Here is a 12,766-nt window from a genome sequence, read left to right as displayed (position 1 = left end):
CTCTGCCACCCAAATATCATCACTCACCCGTCATGATTAACAGGATTCACGACCAATGTCCGATTAAACCGCCGACAACATCGAAAATAAACGCGACTGTAGTACTAGGAGTGGATGCCGGCCCGGCGGATGGTGGCTTCCGCGTGCTTGAGGATGGGGCCGTCGATCATTTTGCCCCCGTACTGGAACACGCCGGACCCGGTGGCAGCCGCTGCCCGCAACAGCTCCGTGGCGGCGGCGACGTCTGCCTCGGACGGGGCGTAGGCGCCCCTGACAACGGCCGCCTGCGTGGGGTGGATACATGCTTTGGAACCAAATCCTGACGCTGCGGCATCGGCAGCCTCCAGCGCCAGCCCTTCCAGGTCAGGGATGTTGACGTACACGGCGTCCACGGCTTCTTTCCCGAAGGCCCGTGCGGCGAGCAGCACCGCGGACCTGGCGTGCAGCGCCACGGCGCGGTAGCCGCCGTCGTCCGTCCTGCTGGACGTGCCGCTGAGGGAAGCCAGGAGGTCCTCGGCGCCCCACATCAGTGCCACCACATTGGGCGCTGCCGCGATGGCGGGCGCGTTGAGGATTCCGACGGCGGTCTCACACAGAGCGATGACGCGGAAGTCCGCCAGGGCTTCGAGCTGTGCCGCGCTTTCTGCCTTGGCCAGCATCACCGTGCGGTACGGCGTGTGGGCCAGGCAGTGCAGGTCCTTCTCGAACTCGTCGGTGCCGGCGGGGTTGATCCTGATGATGGTGCGGCTGGGATCGAGCTCCGGCCCCTCCCCCGCCGCCCCCAACTGGGCCAGGATCGCGCCGCGCGCCCGCTGCTTGTCGGCAGGGGCCACGGCATCCTCGAGGTCCACGATGACAGCGTCCGCGCGTTGGGCGGCCTTGGGGAAACGCTCGGGCCGGTCGGCCGGGCAGAAGAGGAGGGCGGGGCCCATCACAAATGTCATACGGACATTGTCCCCTTTTCAGCGCCCTTACGGCTCCCCTTTTCAGCTCCTGCCGGCTGCACCTGTTGTCCGGCAGGCTTCCCCCGGTGGGCGTCCCGGGTCCACATCAGGCAGCTCCGGGTGGCCAGTGCCACCACGGTGCCGTCCTGGTTCCTGCCGGTGTGCTGCATGGTCACGATCCCCTGGCCGGGACGCGATCCCGAGAGGCGCTTCTGCGTAATCACCGTCTCGGTGTAGAGCGTGTCGCCGTGATACAGCGGGTGCGGGAAGGAGACGTCCGTCAGGCCCAGCTGCGCGATAATTGTGCCCTGCGTGAGCTGCGATACGGACTGTCCCACCAGGGTGGACAGCGTGAACATGGAATTGACCAGCCGCTGGCCGTACGGCTGCCCCGCGCTCCAGGCCGCGTCCAGGTGCAGGGCCTGGGTGTTCATGGTAAGCGTGGTGAACAGGACGTTGTCCGCCTCGGTCACTGTGCGGCCGGGCCGGTGCGCGTAGACAACGCCTTCTTCGAGCTCGTCAAAGTACAGGCCGCGCTGCTCGATGACCCGTGGATTGTCCGCCGTCATACGGTGAGCTCCTGGTCCTCTTCGAACAGTTCGGCGCCGGTGGCCGCCGCCACATCCTCCACGGACACGTTGGGGGCCAGCTCGCGGAGCACCAGCCGGGACCGCCCGCCTTCGGTGACGACGTCGATCACGGCGAGGTCGGTGATAATCCGGTCCACGCACGCCTTGCCGGTCAGCGGCAGCGAGCAGTTCTCCACGATCTTGGGGTTGCCGTTGCGGTCCACGTGTTCCATCATTACGATCACCTTCTTGGCGCCGAAGACCAGGTCCATGGCCCCGCCCATGCCTTTGACCATCTTCCCCGGGATCATCCAGTTGGCCAGGTCCCCGTTCTGCGCCACTTCCATGGCGCCGAGCACGGCCACATCCACGTGCCCGCCGCGGATCATGCCGAACGACGAGGCGGAGTCGAAGAACGCTGCCCCCTTGTTGACCGTGACGGTTTCCTTGCCGGCGTTGATGAGGTCCGGATCCACTGCATCCTCGCTGGGGTACGGTCCCACGCCCAGGATCCCGTTCTCCGAGTGCAGCACCACTTCCACGCCTGCCGGGATGTAGTTGGGAATGAGCGTGGGCATGCCGATGCCCAGGTTGACGTACTGCCCGTTGCTGAGCTCCTGGGCCACCCGGGCGGCCAGTTCGTTGCGGGTCCACCCCTTGGCGTCCGGATTGGTGCCTTCCGGATGGCCGACGGCGGCACGCCGGTACTCGGGCCGGACGGCTTCGGGGCGGGGAGGCGCTCCCTGCGTGCTTTTGGACTCCATGGCTACGCTCCTGCCTGTTCGGTCGCCGCGGCCTGCGCAAGGGCGACGGTCCGCTTTTCGATCCGCTTCTCACCGGCCGGTACAACTACCACCCGCTGGACAAAAATGCCGGGCGTGTGGACGTGCTCCGGGTCGAGCTCCCCTGGCTCCACCAGCTCCTCCACCTCGGCGATGGTGATTTTTCCCGCCATGGCGCAGAGCGGGTTGAAGTTCATGGCGGTGGCGTGGAACACCAGGTTGCCGTGGCGGTCGCCCTTCCAGGCGTGGACCAGTCCGAAGTCGGGTGTCAGGGATTCCTCGAGGACATAGTCCACATCATTGAACGTCCGCACTTCCTTCGGGGAAGAGGCGATGGCGATGCCGCCGTCGGCGTCGTACTTCTGCGGCAGGCCGCCGTCGGACACCTGCGTGCCAACCCCCGCCTTGGTGTAGAAAGCGGGGATCCCGGCGCCGCCGGCCCGGAGCTTCTCCGCGAGCGTTCCCTGCGGGGTCAGCACCACCTCAAGCTCACCGGAGAGGTACTGGCGCGCGAACTCCTTGTTCTCACCGACGTAGGAGCTAACGGTCCGCCGGATCCTGCCGTCACGGAGCAGGACGCCCAGCCCCCAGCCGTCCACCCCGCAGTTGTTGCTGACGGTTTCGAGGTCCTTGGTGCCGTGCCGGTGCAGGGCATCGATCAGGGCTACTGGGATTCCGCAGAGGCCGAACCCTCCCACCGCGAGGGACGCGCCGTCGGGAATGTCCGCGATGGCTTCCTCGGCGCTGGCAACAACCTTGTTGATCATCGTTGGTCCTTTCAAGGGTCTCGACAGGCTCGACCACCGCGTGGCAATCCCGACCACCGGGTGGCAATCCCGACCAGCGGGCTTGTTACAGTCCGAGTTCGCGGGCGATCAGCATCAGCTGGACCTCCGTGGTGCCCTCCCCCACTTCAAGGATCTTGGAGTCGCGGTAGTGGCGTGCCACGGTGAATTCGTTGATGAAGCCATAGCCGCCGAATACCTGGGTGGCATCCCGCGCGTTGTCCATGGCCGCCTCGCCTGCGACCATCTTAGCGATGGCGGCCTGCGTCTTGAACGGCTTCCCGGCCAGCATCCTGGACGCGGCGTCGTAGTAGGCCAGGCGGGCCGTGTGCGCCCGGGCCTGCATGCGGGCGATCTTGAACGAGATGGCCTGGTACTTGCCGATGTGGTGGCCGAACGCGCTGCGTTCCTTGGCATATTTCACCGACAGGTCAACACAGCCCTGCGCCGCCCCCGTGGCCAGTGCGGCGATGGCGATCCGGCCTTCGTCCAGGATGGAGAGGAAGTTCGCGTAGCCGCGGCCCTCCGCACCGAGCAGGTTCGCTTCGGGGACCCGGACGTCCTTCAGCGTGAGCGGATGCGTGTCCGAGGCGTTCCAGCCCACCTTGTTGTAGGCCTTCTCCGCCTTGAATCCTGGCGTGTTGGTGGGCACTAGGATGGTGGAAATCTCTTTCTTGAGGCTGCCGTCCTTGCGTTCCTTCTGACCCGTCACGGCGGTGACCGTGACCAGACGGGTGATGTCCGTGCCCGAGTTGGTGATGAATTCCTTGTTGCCGTTAATCACCCAGTCACCATTCTCGCGGTGGGCGTGGGTCTTGGTGCCGCCGGCGTCCGAGCCGGCTTCCGGCTCCGTCAGTCCAAAGCCGGCGAGCGCCTTGCCCGAGGCCAGCAGCGGGAGCCACTCCTCCTTCTGGGCCTCGGTGCCGAAGCGGTACACCGGCATCGCGCCGAGGGAGACCCCTGCCTCCAGCGTGATGGCCACGGACTGGTCCACCCGGCCCAGCTGCTCGAGGGCGAGTGCCAGGGCGAAGTAGTCCCCGCCCATCCCGCCGCGCTCCTCCGGGAAGGGCAGTCCGAACAGGCCCATGTCGGCCATCTGGGATACCACCTCGTACGGGAAGCTGTGCTCCTCGTCGTGCTTCGCGGAGACCGGCGCCACCACGTTGTCCGCGAAATCCCGGACGGTGTCGCTGAGGTCCTGGTATTCCTCGCTGAGTTCAAAATCTGCCATGGCTAGACTCCCTTGCCTGTGTTGTTCGACTCCTTGTTGGAATCCTGAAGTGAATCCGCGTCTGAATCCGTGGGTGAAGGGTGGATGGTGGCCAGCACCTGGTCCGCTTTGACCGGCTGACCGGTCCTGACGCTGATGTGGACCGTGCCGGCGACCTCTGCCACGAGCTGGTGTTCCATCTTCATGGCTTCCACGGAGAGGAGGACCTGGCCCGCTTCCACGGTGTCGCCGTTGCTGACGGCTACGGACACCACCGTGCCGGGCATGGGCGAGCGGACCTCGGGGTCCGCGGTGCCTTCCTCGCGCTCGATGGCGGCGAGCACCCGGACGAGCCGTGACTCCCGTGTCAGCACCTCCAGCCGGCAGGACCAGCCTGCGTTGCCGAGGAACAGTTCCGTGGGGCCGCTCGAGGCCGGGTTACTCGGGCCCGGGATGCCGGGACCCCACGACACCGGGGCCAGCGAGTACTCCGTGGCTTCGCCGTCGAGGGTCACCTCCGCATGGTGGCGCCTGGAAAAACGCAACGAAGCCGTACGCCACGGGCCCTCGCCGACGCGGACCTGGACCGGGCCGCCGGCCGCTTGGCCTGTGACACTCACTGTTGCTATACCGCCGTCGTGCGTTCCCAGGCTGATCCGCCGGGGCGCCGGCGAGCCGATCCGCCAGCCGTCGCTGGCCTGCCACGGACCGGGGGGCGTCCCCGCGCCGTCCTGTTCCCCGCTCACGATGGCGTACAAGGCTGCCGCGACCAGTTCGGCGTCGCCAATCCGCCGGAACGCGAAGTCCGGCATCCTGCGCTCGATCAGGCCGGTGTCGAGATGCCCGGCGCGGACGTCGTCGTCTTTGATCAGCAGCCGCAGGTACTCAACATTCGTGTCGATGCCAAGGGCTGTGTAGCCGGCGAGCGCCGCGTCCAGGGTGTCCAGGGCAACGGTGCGGTCCGGGCCCCACGCGATGACCTTGGAAATCATGGGATCGTAGCTGGACGAGATCTCCAGCCCCTCCAGCAGGGCTGAGTCCACCCGGATCATGCCGGCTCCGTGATCGGGCATTTCGTCCAGCAGGAGCACGGTCCCGGTGGAAGGCATGAAGTTCCGCTCCGGGATTTCCGCGTAGACGCGGGCTTCGACGGCGTGCCCGTTAAGCTCGACGTCGGCCTGGCGGACGGTCAGTTCCTCACCGGCGGCGATCCGCACCTGCCACTCGACCAGGTCGACGCCGGTGACCATTTCGGTGACCGGGTGCTCCACCTGGAGACGGGTATTCATCTCCATAAAGAAGAACTCGTCAGGGGCCTCGTCGGAGACCAGGAACTCGACAGTGCCCGCGCCGCTGTAGTGGACGCTCCGGGCCGCCTGGCAGGCGGCCTCGCCGATCCGCGCCCGGGTGGCGCCGCCGTCGTGCAATGACTCAAGCAACGGCGACGGCGCTTCCTCAATCACCTTCTGGTGGCGGCGCTGCAGCGAGCACTCCCGCTCCCCCAGATGGATCACGTTGCCGTGGTTGTCGGCCAGGATCTGGACTTCGATGTGTCGGGGCATGCGGACCAGCCGCTCCAGGAACAGCGTGTCGTCGCCGAAAGCGCTGGCGGCGACGCGGCGGCCGGTTGCCAGCGTGGCTTCGAGGTCCTCGTGGCGTTCCACGATGTGCATACCCTTACCGCCTCCGCCGGCGGAGGGTTTGATGAGCAGTGGGAATCCGACGGCGTCCGCGGCCTCGATCAGCTGCACGTCAGTCATGCCCGGTTCGGCGATGCCCGGCACCACCGGCACTCCGAAGCCGGCCACGTGGTTCTTGGAGCGGATCTTGTCACCCATGACGTTCAGGGACTCCACGCCGGGGCCGATGAACGTGATCCCGGCCGCTTCGAGGGCGCGGGCAAAATCGACGTTCTCGCTGAGGAAGCCGTAGCCGGGGTGCACGGCCTCCGCGCCGGTCTCGCGGCAGGCCTGGATGATCGCCTCGATCTTCAGGTAGCTCTCTGCAGCAGCGGCAGGGCCGATCCGCACGGCAGTGTCAGCCTCGCGTACGTGCCGGGCCCCGGCGTCGGCGTCGCTGTAGACGGCTACGGAACGGATGCCCAAGGCACGCAGGGTGCGGATGACGCGGCAGGCGATCTCCCCACGGTTGGCGACAAGCACGGTGTTGAACAGCGGCTGCTGCCGGGTTGCGGAAGGAACGGCGGGCGAGGAAAGGGTCATGGCTGGCTCACATCCGGAAAAGGCCGAAGGAGGTCTCCGGCAGCGGGGTGCGGGAGACGACGTCGAGCGCCAGTCCCAGGACGGTGCGGGTGTCCGCGGGGTCGATCACGCCGTCGTCCCAGAGGCGGGCGGTGGAGTAGTACGGGCTGCCCTGGTCCTCGTACTGCTGTTTGATCGGGGCCTTGAAGGCTTCCTCGTCCTCGGCGGACCATTCCTCGCCGGCCGCTTCGTACTGGTCACGCTTGACGGTGGCAAGCACGCCGGACGCCTGGTTCCCGCCCATAACGGAGATGCGGGACGCCGGCCACATCCAGAGGAAGCGCGGCGAGTAGGCCCGCCCGCACATGGAGTAGTTGCCCGCCCCGAAGGACCCGCCGATCACCACTGTCAGCTTGGGCACCCGGGCGGTGGCGACGGCGGTGACCATCTTGGCGCCGTTCTTGGCAATGCCGCCCTGCTCGGAATCCCTGCCCACCATGAACCCGGAAATGTTCTGCAGGAAGACCAGCGGAATTCCGCGCTGGTCGGAGAGCTCGATGAAGTGTGCGCCCTTGAGCGAGGACTCGCTGAAGAGCACGCCGTTGTTGGCCACGATCCCCACCGGGTGCCCGTGCAGCCTGGCGAACCCCGTGACCAGTGTGGTGCCGTACTCCTTCTTGAACTCGTGAAACCTGCTGCCGTCCACCAGCCTGGCAATGACCTCGTGCACGTCGTACTGCGCGTTGACGTCCGTAGGCACTGCCCCATACAGCTCGGCGGGGTCCGCAACAGGCTCGACGGCGGTGTCCACATCCCACGCGGGGGCGGCCGGCTTCGGCAAGGTGGCCACGATGTCGCGGACGATCTGCAGCGCGTGTTCGTCGTTCTCAGCCAGATGGTCCGTGACCCCGGAAATCCTCGAGTGCACGTCACCGCCGCCCAGCTCCTCCGCTGTGACGATTTCACCAATGGCCGCCTTCACCAGCGGCGGACCGCCCAGGAAGATGGTGCCCTGGTTCCGGACGATCACCGTCTCATCGCTCATAGCGGGCACGTACGCGCCGCCGGCCGTGCAGGAACCCATCACCGAAGCGATCTGAGGGATCTTCGCGGCAGACATCTTCGCCTGGTTGAAGAAGATCCGGCCGAAATGCTCCTTATCCGGGAACACCTCGTCCTGCTTCGGAAGGAAGGCCCCGCCGGAGTCAACCAGGTAGATGCACGGCAGCCGGTTTTCGAGGGCGATTTCCTGGGCGCGGAGGTGCTTCTTCACCGTCATCGGATAGTACGTGCCGCCCTTGACGGTGGCGTCGTTGGAGATCACCAGGACCTGGCGTCCGTGAACAAGGCCGATTCCGGCAATCACCCCGGCACCGGGCGACTCGTTGTTGTACATACCGTTAGCCGCCAGCGGCGCGATCTCCAGGAACGGGCTGCCATCATCCAGCAGCCGGTCGATGCGTTCGCGCGGAAGCAGCTTGCCGCGGCCCACATGGCGCTCCCGCGACTTCTCCGGACCGCCCAGGGCGGCCCCGGCCAGCTTGGTCCGGAGCTCTGCGGCTAGCGCGAGCTGCGCAGCGTTGTTTGCAGCAAACACGTCACTTGCGGCATCAAGCCGGCTGGCGAGGGTCTCCATCGACGGCGTCCGTTCATCATCTTTTGAAAGCCACCAAGGCTCCGGCGAGAGCTGCACAAGCAAGCTCGGTTAATCCTTTATAACTGGAATTCAGGTTAGTCTTTATTAACTGTGATGTCCAACACAACAGGACATTGCTAGAATTTGCTGGTCCTAGGAGGAAAAGCGTGCCCACCACCCGACCGGTTAAGCCGTCCACACCGGCACTGGCAGCCCAGCCTGGTTCAGCGACACCTCCCGATTCAGCAACGCGGGCCGCGTCGGCAACGCAGTCCGTTGCCGGAACGCCCGGGAGTCAGGCAGCACAAACAGCTCCCGGAACACCCCGCAGCCAGGCGAAAGAGAACCGCCGCCAGGCGCTGCTTGCCGCCGCCGCGGCGCTCTTCGCCCTGCACGGGTTCAACCGGGTATCGCTGGAAGACCTGGGCGCCGCAGCCGGCGTCAGCGGCCCGGCCGTCTATCGCCACTTCCAGGGCAAGCAGGCGGTGTTGGGAGATTTGCTGCTGACCGTCAGCCGCGAGCTGCTCGAGGGCGGCCGGCGCGTCGTCGCCGAGACCACGGACCCCCTCGCAGCGCTCCGCAGGCTGGTGGGGTTCCAGGTGGAGTTTGCGCTGGGCAAGCCCGACGTGATCCGTGTGCAGGACCGGGATTTCAGCAACCTCAGCCAGAAGGACCAGTCCGAAGTGCGGGCACTGCAGCGGAACTACGTGGAGATTTGGGTGGAGGTCCTGGCGATGCTGCATCCGGCCACCGACGCCGTCGAGCTGCGGATGCGCGCCCACGCCACGTTCGGCCTGATCAACTCCACGCCGCACTCGGTGCGAAACCACGGACGCAAGATCACGCCCAAAACGGCCCGGCCACTTCTCGAGAGCATGGCGCTTGCGGCACTCACGGTGGACGTTCCCCAGGTTTCCTGACCACGGGAGCGGTCCGTCACGGGTTTCTGGACACAAGAGCTGCCCTGGCCCGCACAACCGGTGCTGGGCAGCACCTGTTATGCGGGCAAGGTCAGCTCGTGCGAACCACGACGTTGCGCAGGCCCAGAGTTGGGCAGGCCCAGACCGGTCAAGCGGGCTGGGGTCCGGCAGGCTTGCCGCCCCCTAGACCATCGTGAGCACCATGCCGGGTTCAGCCAGGATGGCGCCAACATCGGCGAGGAACCGCGAGCCCTGCTCCCCGTCCACGAGTCGATGGTCAAAGGACAGGCTCAGCGTCATGACCTGGCGCAGGGCCACTTCATCCTGGAACTCCCACGGCATTTTCCGCACGGCCCCCATGGCCAGGATGGCTGCCTCGCCGGGATTCAGGATGGGCGTGCCCGCATCGATGCCGAAGACCCCGATGTTCGTGATGGAGATAGTGCCGCCGGACAGGTCTGCCGGGGCATTCTTGCCGGCCCGCGCCGTCTCGGTCAACCCGGTGAGGGCTTCGGAGAGTTCCAGCAGCGACAGGGTGTCCGCGTCCTTGATGTTCGGCACGGTGAGCCCGCGGGGAGTCGCGGCGGCGATGCCCAGGTTCACGTAGTTGAACTGCACGATCTCCTGGCTTGCCTCCTCCCACCGCGAGTTAAGCGACGGATTCCGCCGCAGCGCGATCAGCACAGCCTTGGCCACCAGCGTCAGCGGCGTGAGCTTATAGCCGGAAAAGGCCCGGCTCGCCTTCAGCTTGGCCAGCAGGTCCATGGTGGGCGTGACATCCACCGTGAGGAATTCCGTCGCATGGGGAGCCGTGAACGCACTCGCCACCATCGCGGCCGCCGTGAACTTGCGGACTCCCCTGATGGGAGTGCGGATTTCCCGGCCGCCCGGTGCTCCAAGCCCCGCGGGGGAAATCGAATCCGATACGGCGGAAAGGTGGCGCACCGGCGCCGACAGTTCCCCGCCGCCGACAAAATTCTGGACATCCTTCCGCGTGATCAGTCCGCCGGCTCCGGTGCCCGCGACCGCGGCCAGCTCGACGCCGAGGTCTTTGGCCAGTTTCCGGACGGGCGGGGTGGAGCGTGGGCGCTCCGCGGTGTCGGCGGGCAGGGTTTCGACGGGCCGTGTTTCGACCGGCTCGGTTTCGACAGGCTCAACCACCGGCGTTTCGGTCCTAACCGGCTCAACCACCGGGGTTGTGAAGTTGCGGGCCTGGCGGGCGGGACGGCCGGAGCTTTCGACGACGGCGCCGTAGCCCACCAGGTTCGGCTCGCGTTTCGCGGCGCCCGCCACAGCAGTGGCCGCCCCGGCGGGCGTAGCCCCGGAAGGTGAGGCGCCGCCGTCGTCCGCTACCTCGAAGGAGACAATCGGCTTCCCGACCTCCACGATGGTTCCGGGCTCTTCATGGAGGGCAGTGATCACGCCCGCGAAGGGTGACGGCAGCTCCACCACGGCCTTTGCGGTTTCCACCTCGGCGATGACCTGGTTCAGCGTCACGGTGTCCCCCACTGCCACCTTCCAGCTGAGGATTTCGGATTCCGTGAGGCCTTCGCCGAGGTCCGGGAGCCTGAATTCCTTGATCATGGTGGCGCTCATCCTTCCAGCCCGCTGAGGGAGTTCGGGCGTCCGAGGGCGCGGTCCACGCCGTCGAGGATCCGGTCCAGGCCGGGCAGATGGTGCATTTCGAGCTTCGAGAACGGGTAGGGAATATCGAACCCGGTGATGCGGACGGGGGCGGCTTCGAGGTGGTAGAAGCAGCGCTCCGTGATGCTGGCTGCCACTTCGGCGCCCAGGCCACCGGACTGGCCGGCTTCATGGGTGACCACGAGCCTGCCCGTTTTCCGGACGGAAGCTTCAACGGTGGCGTAGTCCACCGGTGCCAGCGAGCGCAGGTCGATGACCTCGATGGAGATGCCTTCGTCGGCGGCGGCGGTGGCTGCGTCCCGGGCCGTCTTCACCAACGGCCCGTAGGCCACCAGCGTCACGTCCGTGCCCTCCGTGACAACGCGGGCGGTGTCCATCGGCAGCGCGGTGCGGGGATCGATGCCCTCGTCCACTTCACCCTTGTCGTGGTAGCGGCGCTTGGGTTCGAAGTACAGCACGGGGTCATCGGACAGGATGGCCTGCTGGATCACGGTGTGGGCGTCCTGCGGGTTGGAGACGCTGACCACGCGAAGACCCGAGGTATGCGTGAAATACGCCTCGGGCGATTCGGAGTGGTGCTCGGGCGAGCCGATGCCGCCGCCGAACGGGACGCGGATGGTGATGGGCATCTTTACGGCCCCCTGTGTGCGGTAGTGCAGCTTCGCCACCTGGCTCACGATCTGGTCGAAAGCAGGGTAGATGAAGCCGTCGAACTGGATCTCCACCACTGGGCGGTAACCGCGGTACGCGAGGCCGACGGCGGTGCCCATGATGGCCGACTCGGCCAGCGGTGTGTCCACCACGCGGTGGGTGCCGAAGTCTTTCTGGAGGCCGTCGGTCACCCGGAAAACACCACCGAGGGTGCCGATGTCCTCGCCCATGAGGATGACTTTTGGATCATTTTCGAGGGATTTGCGCAGGCCGGAATTGATGGCGCGGGCAAAGGTCATCTGGGTCATCAGCGTGCACCTTCTTCTGAGGTGGCTCCCGCGGGATCGCCGAAGGAAGCCAGGTAACGGGCGTAGTGGTCCTGCTGCCGGTCCAGCCACGAGTTGGGCGCGCTGTACACGTGCTTGAAGATGTCCATCGGCTCCGGATCCGGCATGCCGATGCAGCCCGAACGGATGTCGCGGGCAACGGCTTCGGCTTTGTCGTGAACGTGCTGCTGGACCTGGTCCGTGAGGATGCCCTTGCGTTCCAGCAGGGCCTTGACCCGCTGGATGGGGTCCTTCGCGGCCCAGTCCTCCAGTTCGTTGGCGTCACGGTAGCGGGTGGGATCGTCAGCGGTGGTGTGCGGTCCCATGCGGTAGGTGACCGCTTCGATGAATGTGGGTCCGCCCCCATGCCGGGCACGGTCCAAGGCCACGCGGGTGGCTGCCATAACGGCCAGCACGTCGTTGCCGTCCACCCTGAGGCTCGGAATGCCGAATCCAGTGGCCCGGTCCGCGATCTGGATGTGGGACTGCAACCGGACGGGCTCTGAAATGGCCCAGTGGTTGTTCGAGCAGAAGAAGACCACCGGCGCCTGGAAGCTGGCGGCAAAGACCATGGCCTCGTTGACGTCGCCTTCGCTGGTGGCCCCGTCGCCGAAGTACGTCACCGCCACCGAGTCCGCGCCGTCGTTCTGGATGCCCATGGCGTAACCGGTGGCGTGGAGCGTCTGCGCGCCGATGATGATCTGCGGGGTGGCCATATTCACGGTGTACGGATCCCACCCTGAGGAGGCAGTGCCTCGCCACACCCGCGTGATGTCTGTCAGGTCCACGCCGCGGCAGTACGCCACACCGTTTTCCCGGTAGCTGGAGAAGACGAAGTCGTCCTCGCGCAGGGCCCTTCCGGAACCTACTTGTGCTGCCTCCTGCCCCAGCAAAGGGGGCCAGAGGCCGAGCTCGCCCTGGCGCTGAAGGGCGGTGGCCTCGACATCGATGCGCCGGATGACCGTCAGATCCTCGTAGAGGGAGCACAGCTGCTCATCTCCGATGTCCTTCACCCAGGGATCGAACTCCGGGTGGCTGATCCGCTCCCCTGCCGGGGTAATCAGCTGGATCAGGTTCCTGTCTGTAGACACGATGGCA

Annotated in this window: 11 protein-coding genes; 1 reads left to right on the top strand and 10 read right to left on the bottom strand. The window is 66.3% G+C overall.

The features are described 5' to 3' along the window. Positions 1 to 104: 104 nt before the first annotated feature. The 7 genes from AC50YA_RS17875 to AC50YA_RS17845 all read right to left on the bottom strand — a co-directional run bounded on the left by AC50YA_RS17875 (position 105) and on the right by AC50YA_RS17845 (position 8,127). Positions 105 to 944: an HpcH/HpaI aldolase/citrate lyase family protein gene (locus AC50YA_RS17875; RefSeq protein ID WP_494983565.1), complete on the bottom strand. Its 840-nt coding sequence runs from the start codon at positions 942 to 944 to the stop codon at positions 105 to 107. Continuing rightward, entirely contained in the window at positions 941 to 1,513 is a 573-nt protein-coding gene (locus AC50YA_RS17870) for a MaoC family dehydratase (protein ID WP_494983564.1), read from the bottom strand. Before AC50YA_RS17870 ends, AC50YA_RS17875 begins: the two co-directional genes overlap by 4 nt. Then, a complete protein-coding gene (locus AC50YA_RS17865) occupies positions 1,510 to 2,277 on the bottom strand; it encodes a CoA transferase subunit B (protein ID WP_494983563.1) in 768 nt (255 codons plus the stop codon). Before AC50YA_RS17865 ends, AC50YA_RS17870 begins: the two co-directional genes overlap by 4 nt. Positions 2,278 to 2,279: 2 nt before the next feature. Then, positions 2,280 to 3,062, bottom strand: a complete 783-nt coding sequence (locus tag AC50YA_RS17860) for a CoA transferase subunit A (RefSeq protein WP_494983562.1) — start codon at positions 3,060 to 3,062, stop codon at positions 2,280 to 2,282. Between the two features lie 85 nt (positions 3,063 to 3,147). Continuing rightward, the gene (locus AC50YA_RS17855) at positions 3,148 to 4,311 is read right to left on the bottom strand and encodes an acyl-CoA dehydrogenase family protein (RefSeq protein WP_494983561.1); all 1,164 of its coding nucleotides are present in this window, start codon (positions 4,309 to 4,311) and stop codon (positions 3,148 to 3,150) included. A gap of 2 nt (positions 4,312 to 4,313) precedes the next feature. Then, positions 4,314 to 6,512: an acetyl/propionyl/methylcrotonyl-CoA carboxylase subunit alpha gene (locus AC50YA_RS17850; protein ID WP_494983560.1), complete on the bottom strand. Its 2,199-nt coding sequence runs from the start codon at positions 6,510 to 6,512 to the stop codon at positions 4,314 to 4,316. Between the two features lie 7 nt (positions 6,513 to 6,519). Continuing rightward, positions 6,520 to 8,127, bottom strand: a complete 1,608-nt coding sequence (locus AC50YA_RS17845) for a carboxyl transferase domain-containing protein (RefSeq protein WP_494983570.1) — start codon at positions 8,125 to 8,127, stop codon at positions 6,520 to 6,522. A gap of 167 nt (positions 8,128 to 8,294) precedes the next feature. On the opposite strand from AC50YA_RS17845, the gene AC50YA_RS17840 reads away from it, so the two are divergent. Further along, positions 8,295 to 9,047, top strand: a complete 753-nt coding sequence (locus AC50YA_RS17840; protein ID WP_494983559.1) for an SACE_7040 family transcriptional regulator — start codon at positions 8,295 to 8,297, stop codon at positions 9,045 to 9,047. A gap of 183 nt (positions 9,048 to 9,230) precedes the next feature. Here AC50YA_RS17840 and AC50YA_RS17835 read toward each other — a convergent pair whose 3' ends face one another. From AC50YA_RS17835 to pdhA, 3 genes are read right to left on the bottom strand one after another with little or no spacing between them, the layout of a single operon-like run. Next, positions 9,231 to 10,643: a dihydrolipoamide acetyltransferase family protein gene (locus AC50YA_RS17835; protein WP_494983558.1), complete on the bottom strand. Its 1,413-nt coding sequence runs from the start codon at positions 10,641 to 10,643 to the stop codon at positions 9,231 to 9,233. Then, on the bottom strand, positions 10,640 to 11,650 hold the full coding sequence (locus AC50YA_RS17830; RefSeq protein ID WP_494983557.1) for an alpha-ketoacid dehydrogenase subunit beta: 1,011 nt from the start codon (positions 11,648 to 11,650) through the stop codon (positions 10,640 to 10,642). The genes AC50YA_RS17835 and AC50YA_RS17830 overlap by 4 nt, the downstream gene beginning before the upstream one ends. Next, positions 11,650 to 12,759 (bottom strand): pyruvate dehydrogenase (acetyl-transferring) E1 component subunit alpha, encoded by a 1,110-nt coding sequence (pdhA, locus tag AC50YA_RS17825; RefSeq protein ID WP_494983556.1) that lies wholly within the window; start codon positions 12,757 to 12,759, stop codon positions 11,650 to 11,652. Before pdhA ends, AC50YA_RS17830 begins: the two co-directional genes overlap by 1 nt. Between the last annotated feature and the right edge of the window lie 7 nt (positions 12,760 to 12,766).

This window comes from Pseudarthrobacter sp. RHLT3-21 (assembly GCF_059383495.1).
This window is presented reverse-complemented; position numbering and strand designations above follow the sequence as displayed.